General features: G+C 64.5%; 19 protein-coding genes. 14 read left to right on the top strand and 5 right to left on the bottom strand.

What is annotated here, in order from left to right:
• The first annotated feature begins 30 nt into the window (after positions 1 to 30).
• From sdhD to ACODS0_RS19225, 9 genes are all read left to right on the top strand, one after another.
• Positions 31 to 396, top strand: a complete 366-nt coding sequence (gene sdhD / locus ACODS0_RS19265; RefSeq protein WP_055393129.1) for a succinate dehydrogenase, hydrophobic membrane anchor protein — start codon at positions 31 to 33, stop codon at positions 394 to 396.
• A gap of 28 nt (positions 397 to 424) precedes the next feature.
• Positions 425 to 2,233 (top strand): succinate dehydrogenase flavoprotein subunit, encoded by a 1,809-nt coding sequence (gene sdhA / locus ACODS0_RS19260; protein ID WP_055393127.1) that lies wholly within the window; start codon positions 425 to 427, stop codon positions 2,231 to 2,233.
• A 25-nt stretch (positions 2,234 to 2,258) separates the two neighbouring features.
• Entirely contained in the window at positions 2,259 to 2,963 is a 705-nt protein-coding gene (locus tag ACODS0_RS19255) for a succinate dehydrogenase iron-sulfur subunit (RefSeq protein WP_055393124.1), read from the top strand.
• Between the two features lie 18 nt (positions 2,964 to 2,981).
• The gene (locus tag ACODS0_RS19250) at positions 2,982 to 3,302 is read left to right on the top strand and encodes an FAD assembly factor SdhE (RefSeq protein ID WP_055393121.1); all 321 of its coding nucleotides are present in this window, start codon (positions 2,982 to 2,984) and stop codon (positions 3,300 to 3,302) included.
• Between the two features lie 78 nt (positions 3,303 to 3,380).
• Complete coding sequence (locus tag ACODS0_RS19245; protein WP_121419457.1) at positions 3,381 to 4,691, top strand: citrate synthase; 1,311 nt, start codon at positions 3,381 to 3,383, stop codon at positions 4,689 to 4,691.
• 223 nt (positions 4,692 to 4,914) lie between these two features.
• A complete protein-coding gene (locus tag ACODS0_RS19240) occupies positions 4,915 to 5,181 on the top strand; it encodes a metal/formaldehyde-sensitive transcriptional repressor (protein ID WP_055402789.1) in 267 nt (88 codons plus the stop codon).
• A gap of 35 nt (positions 5,182 to 5,216) precedes the next feature.
• A complete protein-coding gene (locus ACODS0_RS19235; protein WP_121419456.1) occupies positions 5,217 to 6,335 on the top strand; it encodes an S-(hydroxymethyl)glutathione dehydrogenase/class III alcohol dehydrogenase in 1,119 nt (372 codons plus the stop codon).
• Positions 6,336 to 6,546: 211 nt separating this feature from the next.
• A complete protein-coding gene (fghA, locus tag ACODS0_RS19230) occupies positions 6,547 to 7,416 on the top strand; it encodes an S-formylglutathione hydrolase (protein ID WP_488836536.1) in 870 nt (289 codons plus the stop codon).
• Between the two features lie 35 nt (positions 7,417 to 7,451).
• Positions 7,452 to 9,194 carry a phosphoethanolamine transferase gene (locus ACODS0_RS19225; protein WP_488836534.1) on the top strand — a complete coding sequence of 581 codons (1,743 nt, stop codon included), beginning with the start codon at positions 7,452 to 7,454 and terminating at the stop codon, positions 9,192 to 9,194.
• 60 nt (positions 9,195 to 9,254) lie between these two features.
• Here the strand turns inward: ACODS0_RS19225 and ACODS0_RS19220 are convergent, their stop codons facing one another.
• Entirely contained in the window at positions 9,255 to 10,244 is a 990-nt protein-coding gene (locus ACODS0_RS19220; RefSeq protein ID WP_488836679.1) for an NAD(P)H-quinone oxidoreductase, read from the bottom strand.
• 185 nt (positions 10,245 to 10,429) lie between these two features.
• Between ACODS0_RS19220 and ACODS0_RS19215 the strand changes: the two genes are divergently transcribed.
• The 3 genes from ACODS0_RS19215 (at position 10,430) to ACODS0_RS19205 (ending at position 12,472) form a co-directional block, all read left to right on the top strand.
• On the top strand, positions 10,430 to 11,299 hold the full coding sequence (locus ACODS0_RS19215) for a LysR family transcriptional regulator (RefSeq protein WP_121422633.1): 870 nt from the start codon (positions 10,430 to 10,432) through the stop codon (positions 11,297 to 11,299).
• Positions 11,300 to 11,463: 164 nt separating this feature from the next.
• A complete protein-coding gene (locus ACODS0_RS19210) occupies positions 11,464 to 11,751 on the top strand; it encodes a GNAT family N-acetyltransferase (RefSeq protein WP_488836532.1) in 288 nt (95 codons plus the stop codon).
• 208 nt (positions 11,752 to 11,959) lie between these two features.
• On the top strand, positions 11,960 to 12,472 hold the full coding sequence (locus ACODS0_RS19205) for a DUF7482 domain-containing protein (RefSeq protein ID WP_488836530.1): 513 nt from the start codon (positions 11,960 to 11,962) through the stop codon (positions 12,470 to 12,472).
• Between the two features lie 78 nt (positions 12,473 to 12,550).
• Here ACODS0_RS19205 and ACODS0_RS19200 read toward each other — a convergent pair whose 3' ends face one another.
• Both ACODS0_RS19200 and ACODS0_RS19195 read right to left on the bottom strand, forming a co-directional pair.
• Complete coding sequence (locus ACODS0_RS19200) at positions 12,551 to 13,333, bottom strand: SDR family oxidoreductase (RefSeq protein WP_488836528.1); 783 nt, start codon at positions 13,331 to 13,333, stop codon at positions 12,551 to 12,553.
• Entirely contained in the window at positions 13,330 to 13,662 is a 333-nt protein-coding gene (locus tag ACODS0_RS19195) for a nuclear transport factor 2 family protein (protein ID WP_431152381.1), read from the bottom strand. Before ACODS0_RS19195 ends, ACODS0_RS19200 begins: the two co-directional genes overlap by 4 nt.
• 279 nt (positions 13,663 to 13,941) lie before the next feature.
• Between ACODS0_RS19195 and ACODS0_RS19190 the strand changes: the two genes are divergently transcribed.
• Positions 13,942 to 14,907, top strand: coding sequence for a LysR family transcriptional regulator (locus ACODS0_RS19190; protein WP_488836526.1), 966 nt, complete (start codon positions 13,942 to 13,944; stop codon positions 14,905 to 14,907).
• Positions 14,908 to 14,956: 49 nt separating this feature from the next.
• On the opposite strand, the gene ACODS0_RS19185 is transcribed toward ACODS0_RS19190, so the two are convergent.
• Positions 14,957 to 15,856 (bottom strand): LysR family transcriptional regulator, encoded by a 900-nt coding sequence (locus ACODS0_RS19185; protein WP_488836524.1) that lies wholly within the window; start codon positions 15,854 to 15,856, stop codon positions 14,957 to 14,959.
• Between the two features lie 86 nt (positions 15,857 to 15,942).
• On the opposite strand from ACODS0_RS19185, the gene ACODS0_RS19180 reads away from it, so the two are divergent.
• Positions 15,943 to 17,001 (top strand): sodium-dependent bicarbonate transport family permease, encoded by a 1,059-nt coding sequence (locus tag ACODS0_RS19180; RefSeq protein WP_488836522.1) that lies wholly within the window; start codon positions 15,943 to 15,945, stop codon positions 16,999 to 17,001.
• A gap of 153 nt (positions 17,002 to 17,154) precedes the next feature.
• Here ACODS0_RS19180 and ACODS0_RS19175 read toward each other — a convergent pair whose 3' ends face one another.
• Entirely contained in the window at positions 17,155 to 18,321 is a 1,167-nt protein-coding gene (locus tag ACODS0_RS19175) for a PA0069 family radical SAM protein (protein ID WP_488836520.1), read from the bottom strand.
• Positions 18,322 to 18,437 lie beyond the last annotated feature (116 nt).

Here is an 18,437-nt window from a genome sequence, read left to right as displayed (position 1 = left end):
GTGCCCGCCGAAGAACGAGAGGAAATTCCCATGTCCGTCAATTACGGTTCCAAGCGCGTCGTCGTCGGCGCCCACTATGGCCTGCGCGACTGGCTCAGCCAGCGCGTCACGGCAGTCCTGATGGCCCTGTTCACCCTGGCACTGCTGGCCCAGGTGATCTTCTCCAAAGGCCCCATCGGCTACGACAAATGGGCCGGTATCTTCTCGGCCCAGTGGATGAAGGTGCTGACCTTCTCCGTGATCGTTGCACTGGCTTGGCACGCCTGGATCGGCCTGCGTGAAGTCTTGATGGACTACATCAAGCCCGTGGGCCTGCGCCTGGCACTGCAGGTGTTCAGCATCGTCTGGCTGGTCGGCTGTGCCGGCTGGGGTATCCAGGTTTTGTGGCGTCTCTGATTGATCCCCGCGACTGAAGGCAAAAATAATGAGCTACACCAACGCTAACATCACCCGCCGCAAGTTCGATGTCGTCATCGTCGGCGCAGGCGGCTCCGGCATGCGTGCCGCGCTTGAACTCTCCCGCGCAGGCCTGAACGTGGCCTCGCTGTCCAAGGTTTTCCCCACCCGTTCGCACACCGTGGCTGCACAAGGCGGCGTGAGCGCATCGCTGGGCAACATGTCCGAAGACAACTGGCACTACCACTTCTACGACACCATCAAGGGCTCCGACTGGCTGGGCGACCAGGACGCCATCGAGTTCATGTGCCGCGAAGCACCCAAGGTGGTGTATGAGCTGGAACACTTCGGCATGCCGTTCGACCGCAACCCCGACGGCACCATCTACCAGCGCCCCTTTGGCGGCCACACCGCCAACTATGGCGAAAAGCCCGTGCAACGCGCCTGCGCCGCTGCCGACCGCACTGGCCACGCCATGCTGCACACGCTGTACCAGCAGAACGTGAAGGCCAAGACCAACTTCTTCGTCGAATGGATGGCGCTGGACCTGGTCCGCGACGCCGACGGCGACGTGGTGGGCGTAACCGCCCTGGAAATGGAAACCGGCGACCTGTACATCCTGGAAGCCAAGACCGTGCTGCTGGCCACCGGCGGTGCAGGTCGCATCTTTGCGGCATCGACCAACGCCTTCATCAACACCGGTGACGGCCTGGGCATGGCGGCACGTGCCGGCATTGCGCTGCAGGACATGGAGTTCTGGCAGTTCCACCCCACGGGCGTGGCCGGCGCCGGCGTGCTGCTGACCGAAGGCTGCCGTGGCGAAGGCGCTATTTTGCTCAACAGCAACGGCGAGCGCTTCATGGAGCGTTATGCGCCCACCATGAAGGACCTGGCCCCGCGCGACTTCGTGTCCCGCTGCATGGACCAGGAAATCAAGGAAGGTCGCGGCTGCGGTCCCAACAAGGACTACATCCTGCTCAAGCTCGACCACCTGGGTGCAGACACCATCCATAAACGCCTGCCTTCGGTGTACGAAATCGGCGTCAACTTCGCCAACGTGGACATCACCAAGGAACCTATTCCTGTGGTGCCCACCATCCACTACCAGATGGGTGGCGTGCCTACCAACATCAACGGCCAGGTGGTTGCACAAGCCAACGGCATCAACAACGAAGTGGTCAACGGCCTGTACGCCGTGGGCGAGTGCGCCTGCGTGTCGGTGCACGGCGCCAACCGCCTGGGCACCAACTCGCTGCTGGACCTGCTGGTGTTCGGCAAGGCCGCTGGCCGCCACATCGTCGAGTTCAACAACAAGAACAAGGAGCACAAGCCCCTGCCCAAGGATGCGGCCGACCGCACCTTGGAACGCTTGAACCAGCTCGACAAGTCGAACGAAGGCATCTACGCGCAAAACCTGGCAGGTGACATCCGCTCCACCATGCAGCAGCATGCCGGCGTGTTCCGCACCCAGGCCAGCATGGACGAAGGCGTCAAGAAGATCGCCGAGATCCGCAGCCGCGTGGCCAACGTGACGCTGAAGGACAAGTCCAAGGTGTTCAACACCGCCCGCATCGAAGCGCTGGAAGTGGACAACCTGATCGAAGTGGCGCAGGCCACCATGGTGTCGGCCGCCGCCCGCAAGGAATGCCGTGGCGCCCACACCGTGTACGACTACGAGCACCCTGCCGACCACGCCGAGTTCCCCCTGGGCCGCAATGACCAAGAGTGGATGAAGCACACCCTGTGGTACAGCGAAGGCAACCGCCTCGCCTACAAGCCGGTCAACCTCAAGCCCCTGACGGTGGACAGCGTGCCCCCCAAGGTCCGTACGTTCTAAACAGTAGCCCCACGAGAGAAGAACCATGCAAAAGCGCACATTCCAAATCTACCGCTACGACCCGGACAAGGACGCCAAGCCTTACATGCAGACCATCGAGATCGAACTCGACGGCCATGAACGCATGCTGCTGGACGCCCTGATGAAGCTCAAGGAGCAGGACCCCACGCTGTCGTTCCGCCGTTCGTGCCGCGAAGGCGTCTGTGGCTCCGACGCGATGAACATCAATGGCAAGAACGGCCTGGCGTGCCTGACGAACATGAATACCCTGAAGGGCACGATTGTTCTCAAGCCCCTGCCCGGCCTGCCCGTGATCCGCGACCTGATCGTGGACATGACGCAGTTCTTCAAGCAGTACAACTCGATCAAGCCCTACCTGATCAACGAGCAGATTCCACCCGACCGCGAGCGCCTGCAGTCTCCCGAAGAGCGCGAAGAGCTCAACGGCCTGTACGAGTGCATCCTGTGTGCCAGCTGCTCCACGAGCTGCCCCAGCTTCTGGTGGAACCCCGACAAGTTCGTGGGCCCTGCCGGACTGCTGCAGGCCTACCGCTTCATCGCCGACAGCCGCGATGACGCCACCGGCCAGCGCCTCGATAACCTCGAAGACCCGTACCGCCTGTTCCGTTGCCACACCATCATGAACTGCGTGGACGTCTGCCCCAAGGGCCTGAACCCCACGAAGGCCATCGGCAAGATCAAGGAACTGATGGTGCGTCGCGCCATCTGACCGGGGCCCAGGACCGCCATGGGTGCAACCGCCACCACCGCCCCCTCGGCAGCCTCGCCGCTGCTGACGGAACGCGAACTCAGCAAGCTGCACTGGCGCTGCCGGCGCGGCCTGCTGGAAAACGATCTGTTCATCGAACAGTTCTTCACCCGTTTCGAGCCTGAGCTGAACCAGCGCCACGCCCAGGGCCTTGCGGCCCTGATGGACCTCGCCGACAACGACCTCCTGGACCTGCTGCTTTGCCGCAAGGAACCCAGTGAGACGCTGGATGCGCCCGAGGTGCATGAAGTGCTGGGCATGCTGCGGGAAAGCGGCGGCACCCCCGTGCTGGGCACCTGACGAGCGGGTTTTCTCGCTCTGAAAAGATCCCAGCCCCACCAGACCGGATGATCATCGGCAAACCTAAGGAAAGTAACAATGAAGCTAGCTGACAACAAAGCCACCCTGTCGTTCAGTAACGGCGGTCCCAGCGTGGACCTGCCGGTCTACCAGGGCACCATTGGCCCGGATGTCATCGACATCCGCAAGCTGTATGCGCAGACGGGCATGTTCACCTATGACCCAGGCTTCCTGTCAACGGCAGCCACCCAGTCGGCCATCACCTACATCGACGGCGACAAGGGCGAACTGCTGTACCGCGGCTACCCCATTGAGCAGCTGGCTGAAAACTGCGACTTCCTGGAAACCTGCCACCTGCTGCTGTACGGCGACCTGCCCAACGCAGCGCAGAAGACCGACTTCACGAGCCGCGTGACCAACCACACCATGGTCAATGAGCAGATGCAGTTCTTCCTGCGTGGCTTCCGCCGTGACGCGCACCCCATGGCCGTACTGACCGGCCTGGTGGGCGCCCTGTCGGCCTTCTACCACGACAGCACGGACATCAACAATCCGCAGCACCGTGAGATCGCCGCCATCCGCCTGATCGCCAAGATGCCCACGCTGGTCGCCATGGCCTACAAGTACGGCATGGGCCAGCCCTACATGTACCCGCAGAACAACCTCTCGTATGCAGGCAACTTCCTGCGCATGATGTTCGGCACGCCCTGCGAAGAGTACAAGGTCAACCCCGTGCTGGAACGCGCGCTGGACCGCATCTTCATCCTGCACGCCGACCACGAGCAGAACGCCTCGACCTCCACCGTGCGCCTGTGCGGCTCGTCGGGCACCAACCCGTTCGCTGCCATCGCTGCGGGCGTGGCCTGCCTGTGGGGCCCTGCCCACGGTGGCGCCAACGAAGCTGCCCTGAACATGCTGTACGACATCCAGGCCCAAGGCGGCGTGGAAAAGATCGGCGACTTCATCAAGCAGGTCAAGGACAAGAACTCCGGCGTCAAGCTCATGGGCTTTGGCCACCGCGTGTACAAGAACTACGACCCCCGCGCCAAGCTCATGCAAGAGACTTGCAATGAAGTGCTGGCCGAGCTGGGCCTGGAAAACGACCCGCTGTTCAAGCTGGCCAAGGAACTGGAAAAGATCGCCCTGGAAGACGACTACTTCGTGCAGCGCAAGCTCTACCCGAACGTGGACTTCTACTCCGGCATCGTGCAGCGCGCCATCGGCATTCCTGTGAACCTGTTCACCGGCATCTTCAGCCTGGCCCGCACCGTGGGCTGGATCGCCCAGCTGAACGAAATGATCGGCGACCCCGAGTACAAGATCGGCCGCCCCCGCCAGCTGTTCACCGGCTCCGAGCGCCGCGACGTGCCACCACTGGCCAAGCGTTGACCGGTACGGCGCCCCGCGCGCCGTCCACCCCCTCCCGAAGCCCGCTGGCAGTGCCTGCGGGCTTTTTTCATGGGCGCCCCACACAGGCCAAGCCGTGCCGGATGCACATACTCCCCCCTAGTTAAAAGGTTTTTTGACGGCCTACCGCGCGACCAGTATGGGGCTATCTTTTATACTGCCACCCAGTACAAAGGCAGCCCCCGCACCATACCCCCCGCAGCCCATGCCCCACACCCCCGAAGACAAGCAACGCGCCATCACCCGACTGCGCCGCATCAAGGGCCAGGCCGAGGCGCTGGAGCGCGCGGTGGAGGCGGGCAGCGACTGTGCCCCCATCCTGCAGCAGCTGGCGGCCATGCGTGGCGCCGTGCACGGACTGATGGCCGACCTGCTCGACAGCCATGTGCGCGAGACGCTGGCGGAAAAACCAGCACCGTCACAGCAGGCCATTGACGAAACACTGGCGTTGCTTCGCTCCTACCTCAAATAGACCGTCCCCATCCGATTGACCGAAAGGAACACCCCATGAAATCCCGTGCCGCCGTCGCCTTCAAAGCCGGAGAACCCCTGCAGATCGTCGAGATCGACGTGGCCCCGCCCAAGAAGGGCGAAGTGCTCATCAAGATCACCGACACCGGCGTGTGCCACACCGACGCGTTCACCCTGAGCGGTGACGACCCCGAAGGCCTGTTCCCCGTGGTGCTGGGCCATGAAGGCGCTGGCATCGTGGTGGAAGTGGGCGAAGGCGTGACCAGCGTGAAGCCCGGCGACCATGTGATCCCGCTCTACACCGCCGAATGTGGGGAGTGCCTGTTCTGCAAGAGCGGCAAGACCAACCTGTGCGTGAGCGTGCGCGCCACACAGGGTAAGGGTGTGATGCCCGACGGCACCACGCGCTTCAGCTACAACGGCCAGCCCATCTACCACTACATGGGCTGCAGCACCTTCAGCGAATACACCGTGGTGGCCGAGGTGTCGCTCGCCAAGGTCAACTCCAACGCCAACCCCGAGCAGGTCTGCCTGCTGGGCTGCGGCGTGACCACGGGCCTGGGCGCCGTCAAGAACACCGCAAAGGTGCAAGAGGGCGATACGGTCGCCGTATTCGGCCTGGGCGGCATCGGCCTGGCGGTCATTCAAGGCGCCAAGCTGGCCAAGGCCGGGCGCATCATCGCCGTGGACACCAACCCGTCCAAATTCGATCTGGCCCGCACCTTTGGCGCCACCGACTGCGTGAACCCCAAGGACCATGACAAGCCTATCCAGCAAGTCATTGTGGAGATGACAACCTGGGGCGTGGACCACAGCTTTGAGTGCATCGGCAACGTCAACGTGATGCGCGCCGCCCTCGAATGCGCGCACCGCGGCTGGGGCCAGTCGGTCATCATCGGCGTGGCAGGCGCGGGGCAGGAGATCAGCACCCGCCCCTTCCAGCTCGTCACCGGCCGCAAGTGGATGGGCACGGCGTTCGGCGGCGTCAAGGGCCGCAGCGAGCTGCCCGGCATGGTCGAAGACGCGATGGCGGGCAAGATCCAGCTCGCGCCGTTTGTCACGCACACCATGGGCCTCAAGGACATCAACGAAGCGTTTGATTTGATGCACGAAGGCAAGTCGATACGCTCCGTCGTTAAATACGCAGTGGCCTGAGCCCTGCAGAGCAGCCAGCGTTTGAGACGCCCGAACGCCCCGTTACCCGTTCGGGCTGAGCCTGTCGAAGCCATGGCACGCCTTACCACCAACCCTTCGACAGGCTCAGGGCAAACGGGCTCGGTCTAAGGTCAATTTTCAATTCAAGCAAAAAAGACCTCCAGCGCTTATCCATCAAGCGCTAGCAGCTATTATTTTCAGAGCATCCACCATGACCACCTCCCTGGAACTCCTCAGCACCCACGCCTGCTTTGGCGGCGAGCAGCGCTTCTACCAGCACGCCTCCTCCGAGATCGGGCTGCCCATGAAGTTCTCGGTGTTCCTGCCCCCGCAGGCGCAGCAAGGGCCCGTGCCCGCCCTGCTCTTCCTGGCGGGGCTGACCTGCACCGAAGAAACCTTCATGGTCAAGGCCGGCGCCCAGCGCCTGGCGGCCGAGCTGGGCCTGGCTCTCATTGCGCCCGACACCAGCCCGCGCGGGGCCAATGCGCTGGGTGAGGCCGATAGCTGGGACTTTGGCGTGGGCGCAGGCTTTTATCTGGACGCAACCCAAGCGCCCTGGCACACCCACTGGCGCATGGAGAGCTACCTCCTGAAAGAGCTGCTGCCGCTGGTCTCAGCCCAGTTGCCCATCGACGGCACCCGCCTGGGCATCACCGGCCACTCGATGGGCGGGCATGGCGCGCTCACGCTGGCGCTGCGCCATCCGGGCCGGTTCCAGAGCCTGTCGGCCTTTGCCCCCATCTGCGCGCCCACCCAGTGCCCATGGGGTGAGAAAGCCTTCACGGGCTACCTAGGTGCAGACCGCACGGGCTGGATCGAGCACGACGCCACGGTGCTCATGCAGCACCAGCCGGTCGCGCCTTACCCTACGGGCGTCCTCATCGACCAAGGCCTGTCCGACAAGTTTCTGGCCGACCAACTGCACCCACACCTGTTCGAAGCTGCGTGCCAGGCCATCGGCCAGCCGCTCAGCCTGCGCCGCCACGCGGGCTACGACCACGGCTACTACTTCATCCAGACCTTCATGGCCGACCACCTGGCGCACCACGCCAGAAACCTGCTGCCGCAATCCGAACGTTAATGCGGCCTTAAGCCTCGGGCGCCACAGTGCGCCCCATGCCTTTGATACTGCAGCGCCTGCTGCTTCCCCACCTGGCCACGGGCACCGCGCCCCGGCCCGTTTCCACCGCAACACGCCACCTGCACCCCGCCTGGGTGGTGGTGCTCATCAGCACCTGGCTGGCCACGGCCTGCAATGTGCCGCTGTGGCGCGAGGTGGCGCAGTTGCCGGGCCAGGGCAGCCTGCGCGGCTGGGGCTTTGCCATCGCGTTTGCGCTCATCGTGGCAGCGGGCAATGCCGCACTGCTGAGCCTGCTGGCCTGGCGCTGGACGCTCAAGCCCGCCGCCACCGTGCTGGTGGTGATGGCTGCGTTTGGCGCGTATTTCATGCTGGCCTACGGCGTGGCCATTGACGCCAGCATGCTCACCAACGTGCTGCAAACCGACGTCAAAGAGGCGGGTGACCTGCTCAACTGGCGCATGCTGGCCACCGTACTGGCGCTGGCCGTGCCACCGCTGTGGTGGCTGCTGCGCCGCCCCGTGTTGCGGCTGAGCACCCTGCGCCACGCGGCGCACAACGGGCTGCTGCTGGCGGGCGCCATCGCCGTCATCGTGGTGTGCCTGCTGCTGGTGTTCCAGGACTTTGCATCGACCATGCGCAACCACACCAAGCTGCGCTACCTGATCAACCCGCTCAACAGCGTGTACGCGCTGGGTAACATCGCCACCAAGCCCCTGCGCATGGACACCAGCAAGCTGCTGCCCCTGGGGCGCGATGCACAGCTGGGCTCCAGCTATGCGGGCCAGGCCAAGCCCCCGCTGCTGGTGCTGGTGCTGGGCGAAACCGGCCGCAGCGGCAACTTCGGCATCAACGGCTATGAGCGCAACACCACACCGCTGCTCGCGGCCCGCACAGACCTCGTCAGCGCCCGCAATGCGTGGTCGTGCGGCACCAGCACCGCAGCATCGGTGCCCTGCATGTTCTCGCACCTGGGCCGCACGGGCTATGAAGCGCGCGCTGCCAACTTTGAAAGCCTCATTGACGTGCTGCACCACGCAGGCCTGGCCGTGCTGTGGGTGGACAACCAGTCCGGCTGCAAAGGCGTGTGCGACCGCATTGGCGAGACCCTCACCAGCGCGCCAAAAAGCCCGACGCCCGACCCTGCCCTGTGCCCCGGCGGCGAGTGCCTGGACCGCGTGATGCTGCAAGACCTGGACACCCGCATCGCCGCCCTGCCCGCGGAACAGCGCCAGCGCGGCACCGTGGTCGTGCTGCACCAGATGGGCAGCCACGGCCCCGCGTACTACAAACGCTCGGCGCCCGACAACAAGAAGTTTGGCCCCGAATGCACATCCACCTCCCTGCAGGAGTGCGAGCGCCAGCAGGTCGTCAACGCGTATGACAACAGCGTCGTGGAGACGGACTTTTTCCTCGATTCAGTGCTCAAATGGCTCACAGCGCAGGATAGCAAAGTGCAAACAGCTATGATTTATGTAGCAGACCATGGCGAATCACTGGGCGAGAACAACCTCTACCTGCACGGCCTGCCCTACTCCATTGCGCCCGACGTGCAAAAGCATGTGCCGTGGATCACCTGGCTCTCGCCCGCCATGCAGGCGCGCACCCAGGTCGCCACCGGCTGCCTGCAGCACGAGCTGGCCGAGCGGCGCATCACCCACGACAACTACTTTCACTCGGTGCTGGGGCTGATGGATGTGAAGACCGGGGCGTACAGCGCGGGGCTGGACATGTTTGCAGGTTGCCGACAGGCGGCAGGGGCGGCCAGAGCGGCGGGCTGACGCGGAGTCGGGCCTGCCCGGGCGCCATGCCCCAACCGCAACAATGAACTTCTGCGCGCCTCACGCCGCCCCTGGCAGCAGCAGAATCTTGCCGACGTTGACGCCAGATTCCATGCGACTGTGGGCCTGCGCGGCATCTGCCAACGGGTAGGTGCTGTCAATCACCGGCCAGATCGCACCGGCCGCCAGCGCAGGCAGCCACCGCTCGGCAAAGCGCTGCACCATGGCCTGCTTGACCTCGGGCGCGCGCGACTTCATCACCGTGCCAAAGATCTGCAGATGGCGGTACAGCACGGCGTCCATCGGCAACGTGGCGCCTTGCGCACCACCCAGCAAGCCCACGGCCACCATGCGCCCGCCCACGGCCAACGACCGCACGTTGCGCTCCAGGTATGGCGCACCAATGAAGTCGATCACCACGTCCACACCTTTGCCGTCCGTTGCCTGCGCCACCACGGCCGCAAAGTCCTCGCTGCGGTAATCAATGAACACATCTGCGCCAAAGCCCAGCACTGCATCGCGCTTGTCACCGCTTGCTGTGCCAAACACCCGTGCGCCCGCCGCTTTCGCCAGTTGCACCGCCGCCGAGCCCACGCCGCCTGCGGCTGCGTGGATCAGCACCGACTCGCCCGCCTGCAGGTTGGCCAGGTGGAACAGCGCCTCGTGTGCAGTCACAAACACCTCTGCCACCGCACCCGCTGCCACCAGGCCCAGGCCCTCCGGCACATGCATGGCCATGCGGTGGTCGATGCGCGACAGCTCGGCGTAGGCCCCGCCGCCCACAATGCCCATCACACGGTCACCCACGGCAAAGCCGCGCACCAACGGGCCCACCGCGACCACCGTGCCCGCGATCTCCAGCCCCATGGTGTCCGCATCGCCGAAGTAGGCGCGACCGTAAGCCCCCTTGCGGTGCAACAGATCAGCGCGGTTCACGCCGATGGAGGCGTTGCGCACCAGCAGGTCCTGCGGACGCACCTCGGGGGTCGGGACCTCCCGGGCCACCAGCACCTCAGGCCCACCGAAGTCGTCGAACACGATGGCCTGCATGGTGGGTGGTACGGCGGTCTGCACAGTGGCGGGATGTTGTTCACTCAAAGCGGTGGGCATGGGTTGCATTCCTCAAAAATGTCATTCAGGCCTGCAAGGTTACAGCGCCAACACACAATTCAAACGCAGCAATTTCGCTCTGTAGTGATGCAAAATTGCATCACTCCCACCCGATGAATACCACCATGAACTGGGACGACACCCGCGTCTTTCTCGCGCTGACAAGAGCCCCCTCCTTGCGCGCCGCCGCGCGCAGCCTGGGCATTGACCAAGCCACCGTGGGGCGGCGGCTGAATGCACTGGAGGCCGAGCTGGGCGCCAAGCTGTTCCTGCGTGCCAAAGATGGATACCTGCTCACGCCGGCAGGTGAAACGGCCCTGGCAGCCGCCCGCCGCATGGAAAGCGCAGCCCTCGACCTGCGCACCAAAATCGAAGGCCAGGACGAAAACCCCGGCGGCATCGTGCGCGTCACCAGTACCGACTCCATCGCCATCGACCTGCTGCTGCCCGCCGTCGAGCGCCTGCAGCGGCACTGGCCCCACATCCGTGTGGACCTGGAGGTCTCCACCCAGTTGCTCAGCCTCAGCCGCAGGCAGGTGGACATAGCGTTTCGCAACGTCCGCCCGGAGACGCCCGACCTGGTCGTGCGCCGCGTGGTGTCATGGCCGGTGGGCCTGTTTGCCAGCGCGGGCTATATCGAGCGCTTTGGCGAACCCGTGCCCGACGACGAACTGCGCGGCCACCACCTGGTGGCCTATGGCCCCTACCTGGAGCACAGCCCGTTTCTGACCATGGCCGGTGTGCCCGCCCGCCAAGCCCGCATCGCCATGGCCGTGCGCTCCAGCCTGCTGGTGCGCAAGGCGGTGGCAGCGGGCATTGGCCTGGGTGAAATGCCGGTGTGGATGGGCGAGCGCGAAGGCCTGGTCCGCATCTGGCCCCAACGCCGCCGCGCCACCGATTACGAGGTCTGGCAAGTCATGCACCCCGACCTGCAGCGCACCGCCCGCGTCCGCGCCACGGCAGAGTTTCTGTCGGAGGCATTTGGTCAGGCGTAGCGGAAGACGGCATGCTGCTTGGCGCTGCCTTCGCACCCAAAGCATCAGCAAACCTGAACTGGCCGACCGACCGAAGAAGCAACCCATTCATCAGTCGGTCAGCGGCGGCAATACCTGCTGCGCCATACTCCGGCACCTATTCCATCTGCTTCATTCCCCACCCTATGCAGCACACCATCCAGCACCAGGAACAAGACGCCAAAGGCGCCTTCACCATCGAGAACAGCGGCCAGCGCCTGGCCGAGATGACCTACAGCCGCACCAACGCCACGATGGTCATCGTGGACCACACCGAGGTAGATCCATCACTCAGCGGGCAAGGTGTCGGGCGCGAGTTGCTGGGCGCGCTGGTGCTGTGGGCGCGGGCTACGGGTACCAAAGTGGTCCCGCTGTGCCCATTTGCCAAGGCACAGTTTGACAAGGACGTGGCTATTCGGGATGTGTTGGTTTAGGCAGGCCCTATGACGGGGACGCGACAGCCTCAACCCACTGACTGGTTCCGTTCGCCGGGGTTTTTTTGCTTCTTGGTGTCAGAGGTCGCTTGGGCAAAATGGCAGCACCATGCGCCAGCACTCCCATCCGTCGCACGAGCCGACTCACGTCGGATAGCCACCACATGCTGCTCAGGATCAACGTTCAGCCTCACCAGGAGCGTCGCACTTGATTCGTCTCACCATCGCCATTGCATCCGTGGTTCTGCTCATCGGATGCGCGGGGCCCCGTTTTGATGCCGGACGGACAGAAACGGTACTTCCACTGCACCGTGCCTGGGTTGACGGGCGACAGGTGGAGTACATCACGACAGACATCTCGGACGGCGCCATGGCAGAGGCCGCCGGTGTGAACCATGTGCCTCGCCTGCGCGACGCCATCGCCGCGCGCCCCTCGGTGCTGGAGCGTGTGTACAAATTCTCGCAGGGCGAACAGATCAGCGTCTTTCAATCTGCACCACGTCCCGTAGGCGCTGCGAACACGGACCGAAGCTACAGCCCACTGTGGCGCCTCGTCCTGGTGACGAGAACGAGACCCCATCCCGGTCCCGAGCTGACATCGGAGGAGGAGCTATTGGCTGCCGAAGAAAAAGGCCTGGTCTCGCTCGAAGTCACCGATATCGTCATCAACTGCCCCATAACGCGGGCTGTCGGCGGCGGGGGCCTGGCAGGGGTGCGGTAAAGATGGACCGCAGCTCAACCGGGTGTCAGTTCGCGGCGTTCCACGAGGGCTGATGTGACAAGCCGCATTGCTGCGCCTCTAAACCGTCGGCACCGTGCCCCCATCAATCACATGCTCCGAGCCCGATATCGCTCCCGCACGCGGTGACACCAAAAAAGTGATCAGGTCGGCCACCTCTTGCGGTCTGGCGGGGCGGCCCAGCGGGATGCCGCCCAGCGACTGCATGATGATCTGCTTGCCGCCTTCGTAGTCCGTGCCCGCCTGGGTGGCCACGCGCTCGGCCAGGGCAACGGCGGCTTCGGTTTCGACCCAGCCGGGCGAGACGCTCAGCACGCGAACGCCTTGTGGCGTGACCTCTTTCGACAAGGCCTTGCTGTAGGTGGACAAGGCCGCCTTGGCAGCGGCGTAGGCGGTGGTGGACTCGGGCAGCGGCAGCACGCGCTGGATGGAGCTGACGTGGACGATGACGCCCGCGCCCTTAGCCAGCATGGCGGGCAACAGAGCGCGGTCCAGGCGCACGGCGGGCATCAGGTTCTGGTTCAGTTCGTTGAACCACTGCGCATCGTCCAGCGCCGCAAAACCCCCGCCAGGCGCGCTGGAGCCGCCCACCACGTTGACCAGAATGTCCACGCCGCCCCAGTGCGTGAGCACCGCCTGCGCAACCTCTGCAGCGCCCTCTGCGGTGGAGACGTCGGCAGGCACGTACAGCACGCCGCCAATCGGGTGCGCAGGGGCTGAACGCGCGGTAGCCATCACCTGCACACCGGCGTCCACCAAAGCCTGCACCACTGCAGCGCCCACGCCTTTGGTGCCGCCCGTGACGAGTGCGCGCTGGCCGCGCAGTTTTAGGTCGAAGCTCATACCGTGATCTCCAGCGACGCAATCAGGCCACGCTCAAGGCGAAAGCGGTAGCGCAGATCGACCGGGCTACCAGGGAAGTTGCCCTCGACGCGGCTGGTGACGACCTGGTGGCCGTCGCTCTGCTGCAGCGCAAAGGGTTCGGTGGTGTACGTGTACTTTGTCGATGCCGCGGCCTTCCAGGCCTTGATGGCGTCGATGCCCGAATGGGTGCGGCCCTCGTCCTTGACGACGGCCTGTGCAGTGAAGCACCGGGCAATGGCCTCAGCGTTCTTTTGTTGGTCGGCCGCAAAGTAGGCGGCAATGGGGTCGGGGAGGCTCAAAGGGGTCATGGTGACGATCTCCTTGGTTTAGGGATGACCTGCACAACTCCCTGCGGTCTGTGATAGCGCGGTCTCGGGCGGTCCACTGCGTTGCTTTTCTTGCCAATAGCGCGGCTATTGGCAAGAAAAGACGCCTTGTGCCCCATCCCGATCCGCGCTACCACCGCCTCGCGAGGGTTATGCAGGTCACCCCTAGTCGTTGGGTTGGTGGAGTCGTCAGGATGCGCCTGCAGAACCAATTAGTGAATGGCCTAGAATTTGAATAAGCTATGTAGAAAAAAATACAGAATGCGCGGATCGGATTTTGCAGAACTGAAGGCCTTTGCCGCCGTGGTCGAGCGCGCGAGCTTTGCGCGCGCGGCGGAGCACCTGGGGCTGTCGCCGTCGGCGCTGAGCCAGACGATTCGCCAGCTGGAAGCCCGCTTGGGCGCGCGATTGCTGAACCGCACCACGCGCAGTGTGGCGCCCACGGCCACCGGGGCGCAGCTGTATGCGCGCATGGCACCGCTATTTCGGGACATGGCCGACGCAGTGGCCGAAGCCAGTGCGTCGGCCAGCCAGATGGGGGGCACGCTGCGCATCAACACGCTGGGCATGGCCGCCACACAGGTCATCGCGCCACGGCTTGGGCGGTTCCACCAGGCCCACCCGGATGTGGTGCTGGACATCGTGGTGGACGACGGGCTGAGCGACATCGTTGCGGGCCGCTTTGATGCGGGCATCCGCGTGGGCGGGCGGCTGGAAAAAGACATGATCGCCGTGCGCCTGACCCCGGACGTGAAGATGATTGCCGTGGCCTCGCCCGACTACCTGGCGCAGCGCGGCACGCCAAAGGCGCCCGCCGACCTGCACGGCCACGCGTGCATCAACTGGCGGCTTCAGATGGATGGCCGGACCTACCGCTGGGAGTTCGAGAAAAAAGGAAAACGGATGGATATTGCGGCAGAAGGACCGCTGGTGACCAACCACTCGGACATGGGCGTGGCTGCGGCAGTGCAGGGCCTGGGCATTGCCTATGCATTTGACCGTGAGCAGGTGGACAACCACATTGCCCAGGGGCGGCTGGTGCAGGTGCTTGCCGACTGGTCGGTGGCAAAGCCCGGCCTGTTCCTGTACTACTCCAATCGGCGCCATCCTTCACCGGCATTGACGGCTTTCATCGACTGCCTGCTGGACCGCGATCTGCCAGAACCCAAGCCTGGCTTGCAACGCCCATCAGTGAATGCGGCTGTGCAGAGGGCTCCACGTCGGTGATGGGGTCATGGGTGGCCGATATCAGCCATTCAAACCAGAAGCGTCGCCCTCACCGGCCTTCCATCCACCCCTTCACCTCGCCCATCAGGTGCCCCCGGAACACCTCCGCAATCGGTGACAGCTGCTTGCCCTTGGGCCAGACCAAGTGCCATTGCGACTGGATGGGGAAGCCTTGCACGTTGAGCACGGCCAGACCCTCGTGGTGGGGGCCGAGGCTGTGGCGGGAAACGATGGAGACGCCCAGCTGGCCTTCCACCGATTCCTTGATGGCCTCGTTGCTGCCCAGCTCCAGTACGGCGCTGGGAACAAAGCCCAGCTGGCGCAGGTGCGCGTCGGTGGCCATACGGGTACCGGAGCCTTTTTCGCGCAGGATGAAGCGCTCGGCCTGCAATTGCGTGAACTTGACGCGCTTTTTCGCGGCGAGTGGGTGGCCTGCGGCGGCGATGACGACGAGCGGGTTGGGCATGAGGATGTGGTCTTCCAGCGGCAAATCGGCCGGCGGCATGGACATGACGTAGAGGTCGTCCAGGTTGCTGCGCAGCCGGTTGATGACATGGTCGCGGTTGAGCACCTCCAGCGAGATGTCGATCTGTGGGTGCAGCTTGCAGAAGCTGTCTAGCAGACGCGGCACAAAGTATTTGGCGGTGCTGACCACGGCGACCTTGAGGCGTCCGCTGGTGAGGCCCTTGGCGCCAGACACCCGCTGCTCAAACGCATCCCACTCGCCCGCAATGGCGCGCGCGGTGCGGGCCAGGGCATGCCCCGCTTCGGTGAGGTGCACGCGGCGCGAGATGACTTCGTACAGCGGCAGGCCCACGGCCTGAGACACCTCGCGCAGCTGCATGGAGGCGGTGGGCTGGGTGACGTGCATGACCCGGGCGGCGGCGCTGACGCTGCCGGTTTCGGCCAGCGCCAGAAAAAGGCGCAGCTGGCGAAAGGTGATGTTCATAGATTTTTATCTATAGATAAGCGCATTCGAATCGATTTTACTTTGCACCCTGCACTGCATAGCATTGGCGCCCAAGGAGTTGAATGATGCAAAGCTTGCTGGACCCTGCGATCCTGTTTTTTGCTCTGGGTGTGTTTGCGGGCCTGGTGCGGTCCAACCTGGAGATGCCTGCGGCGATCTCGAAGTTCTTGTCGATCTACCTGCTGATGGCACTGGGCCTCAAGGGCGGGTTTGCGCTGGCGGCGTCGGGCTTTACGTCCAACGTGGCCACCAGCCTGGGGCTGGCGGTGCTGCTGGCCATCGTGGTGCCGCTGGTGGGCTATGCGCTCTTGCGGCGGGTGCTGTCGGGCTTCAATGCGGCGGCGGTGGCAGCCACCTATGGATCGGTGAGCGCGGTGACGTTTGTGACGGCCACGCAGTACCTGGAGTCCCAACACATCGCCTACGGCGGCCACATGGCGGCGGCGATGGCGCTGATGGAGTCGCCCGCCATCATCCTCGCAGTGCTGCTGGCCAATGCGCTGCGGCAAAAACAGCAGGCGGTGGCCATGGCCACCGCCGCCCCGCCCGTGGTGACGATGACAGGCGGGGGCGCCGCCACGCTGGGCGGTCATGGCCCGGGCAACGTCAGTGGAAAGGGCGGCCCGCACCTGTCGGTGGGCAAGATCCTGCACGAGTCGTTCACCGATGGCACGCAGTTGCTGCTGCTGGGCGCGATGCTGATTGGCCTGCTGACGGGCGATGCGGGCAAGGCGGCCATGCAGCCGTTTTCGGGTGATCTGTTCAAGGGCATGCTGTGCCTGTTCTTGCTGGACATGGGCCTATCGACCGCACGGAACCTGCCTGCGGTGCGCCAGCAGTCGCCCTGGCTGCTGGCCTATGCGGTGCTGGGCCCCATCACCCACGCCACGCTGGCGCTGGGCCTGGCCTGGCTGGTGGCGGTGCCTGCAGGCGATGCGGTGCTGCTGATGGTGCTGGCGGCCAGTGCCTCTTACATCGCCGTACCTGCGGTGGTGCGCTATGCCATCCCTGAGGCCGACCCGTCGCTGTATGTGAGCCTGTCGCTGGGGCTGACGTTTCCGCTCAACATCGTGCTGGGCATTCCGCTGTACACGCAGGTGGTGCAAAGCCTGTGGGCCGTGTGAGGGGGCGATGCATACAGCCCACACGTGGCCCCTGGCGTGCGCTTGCAGAGCCTGCTTCAATTGCTATCATTTAGATAGCTATTGAGGCATACCGGATGCGCGGAAGCGGCCATTTTTTATTCAAATTACAACCCACTGCGCCACACAGCCGGGTCAGAACAGGCTGCTTTGCCCCTGCAGCAGCCCGGGGCGGAACTGGCCCAGGTCCAGCTCCACGCGTTCGCGGTTCAGGCCCAGCTTACGGCAGGTGGTGGCAAAACGCTGGCGCACCAGGTCGGCCCACAGGCCGGTGCCTTTCATGCGGGTGGCGAAGTCGCTGTTGTAGGTTTTGCCCGCGCGGCGCTCGGCGTCGCTCAGGTGGTGCAGGTCTTGCACACGGGCCATCACGCGCGCGGCGCGCTGGGGGTAGTGCACCTGCAGCCATTCGCGGAAGAGCGTATCCAGCTCCCACGGCAGGCGCAGCACGGTGTAGAAGGCGCTGCGCGCGCCCGCGTTGCGCGCAGCATCCAGCACCTGTTCCATGTCTTCGGTGATGAAGGGGATCTGTGGCGCCACGCTCACGCCCACGGGCACACCCGCCTCGGCCAGCGCGCGGATGGTGCGCAGGCGCCGGTGGGGCGCTGCGGCGCGGGGCTCCATGCGGCGGGCCAGCGTGGCATCGAGCGTGGTGATGGTGACGTACACCGCCGCTAGGCGTTGCGCTGCGAGCGGAGCCAGCAAATCCAGGTCACGCTCCACACCGCTGGATTTGGTGATGAGCGAAAACGGGTGGCGCGCGTCGCGCATCACCTCGATGAGGCTGCGGGTGAGCTTCAGCTCGCGCTCCACGGGCTGGTAGCAATCGGTGGCGGAGCCGATGTTCAACAGGCGCGGCACATAACGCGGCTGGGCCAGCTCGTGCCGCAGCACGCTGGCGATGTTGTGTTTGGCCACGATCTGCGTCTCAAAGTCCAGCCCCGGCGAGAAGTTGAGGTAGCTGTGCGTGGGCCGGGCGTAGCAGTAGATGCAGCCGTGTTCGCAGCCCCGGTAGGGGTTCACCGAGAGTTCAAAAAAGATGTCTGGCGAGTCGTTGGCGCAGATGGCGCTGCGCGCGGTTTCGAGATGCACGCGGGTGGCGGCAGGGGCGGCGGATGCATCGTCGCCCGCATCGTTACCCCCCGGCAGTTGGCCCCAGCCGTCGTCGGCCGCCTCGCGCACATCGCGCGCAAACCGGTGAGCCAGGGCCGTGGCCGCGCCCCGGCCACGGATGGCCTGCAGCGGAATGCGGACCTCTTCGGGCGGCGCGGGGATGTCGGACTTGTCCGTGAAGGTGCGAGACATAACTGTATAAATATAAGGGGTATCCACTTAGCTCCAGTGGCACCCTGGATGCTGTGTTTTTATAAGGGGTATCTATTTAGCTCCAGTGACGTGAGAATAGCTGGATGGAAACCCAG

It is taken from the genome of Acidovorax sp. FG60, assembly GCF_057808995.1.
The sequence above is the reverse complement of the archived record's forward strand: the minus strand, read 5'-3'. Positions and strand labels throughout refer to the sequence as shown.

What these genes read in the sequence shown, in the direction of transcription:
- ACODS0_RS19195 (WP_431152381.1), bottom strand. Translation starts at nt 13,662, where the DNA reads ATGACCCCTTTGAGCCTCCCCGACCCCATTGCCGCCTACTTTGCGGCC.
- ACODS0_RS19245 (WP_121419457.1), top strand. Translation starts at nt 3,381, where the DNA reads ATGAAGCTAGCTGACAACAAAGCCACCCTGTCGTTCAGTAACGGCGGT.
- ACODS0_RS19255 (WP_055393124.1), top strand. Translation starts at nt 2,259, where the DNA reads ATGCAAAAGCGCACATTCCAAATCTACCGCTACGACCCGGACAAGGAC.
- sdhA (WP_055393127.1), top strand. Translation starts at nt 425, where the DNA reads ATGAGCTACACCAACGCTAACATCACCCGCCGCAAGTTCGATGTCGTC.
- ACODS0_RS19235 (WP_121419456.1), top strand. Translation starts at nt 5,217, where the DNA reads ATGAAATCCCGTGCCGCCGTCGCCTTCAAAGCCGGAGAACCCCTGCAG.
- ACODS0_RS19215 (WP_121422633.1), top strand. Translation starts at nt 10,430, where the DNA reads ATGAACTGGGACGACACCCGCGTCTTTCTCGCGCTGACAAGAGCCCCC.
- ACODS0_RS19250 (WP_055393121.1), top strand. Translation starts at nt 2,982, where the DNA reads ATGGGTGCAACCGCCACCACCGCCCCCTCGGCAGCCTCGCCGCTGCTG.
- ACODS0_RS19220 (WP_488836679.1), bottom strand. Translation starts at nt 10,244, where the DNA reads ATGCAGGCCATCGTGTTCGACGACTTCGGTGGGCCTGAGGTGCTGGTG.
- ACODS0_RS19240 (WP_055402789.1), top strand. Translation starts at nt 4,915, where the DNA reads ATGCCCCACACCCCCGAAGACAAGCAACGCGCCATCACCCGACTGCGC.
- ACODS0_RS19175 (WP_488836520.1), bottom strand. Translation starts at nt 18,321, where the DNA reads ATGTCTCGCACCTTCACGGACAAGTCCGACATCCCCGCGCCGCCCGAA.
- ACODS0_RS19180 (WP_488836522.1), top strand. Translation starts at nt 15,943, where the DNA reads ATGCAAAGCTTGCTGGACCCTGCGATCCTGTTTTTTGCTCTGGGTGTG.
- ACODS0_RS19200 (WP_488836528.1), bottom strand. Translation starts at nt 13,333, where the DNA reads ATGAGCTTCGACCTAAAACTGCGCGGCCAGCGCGCACTCGTCACGGGC.
- fghA (WP_488836536.1), top strand. Translation starts at nt 6,547, where the DNA reads ATGACCACCTCCCTGGAACTCCTCAGCACCCACGCCTGCTTTGGCGGC.
- ACODS0_RS19210 (WP_488836532.1), top strand. Translation starts at nt 11,464, where the DNA reads ATGCAGCACACCATCCAGCACCAGGAACAAGACGCCAAAGGCGCCTTC.
- ACODS0_RS19225 (WP_488836534.1), top strand. Translation starts at nt 7,452, where the DNA reads ATGCCTTTGATACTGCAGCGCCTGCTGCTTCCCCACCTGGCCACGGGC.
- ACODS0_RS19190 (WP_488836526.1), top strand. Translation starts at nt 13,942, where the DNA reads ATGCGCGGATCGGATTTTGCAGAACTGAAGGCCTTTGCCGCCGTGGTC.
- ACODS0_RS19185 (WP_488836524.1), bottom strand. Translation starts at nt 15,856, where the DNA reads ATGAACATCACCTTTCGCCAGCTGCGCCTTTTTCTGGCGCTGGCCGAA.
- sdhD (WP_055393129.1), top strand. Translation starts at nt 31, where the DNA reads ATGTCCGTCAATTACGGTTCCAAGCGCGTCGTCGTCGGCGCCCACTAT.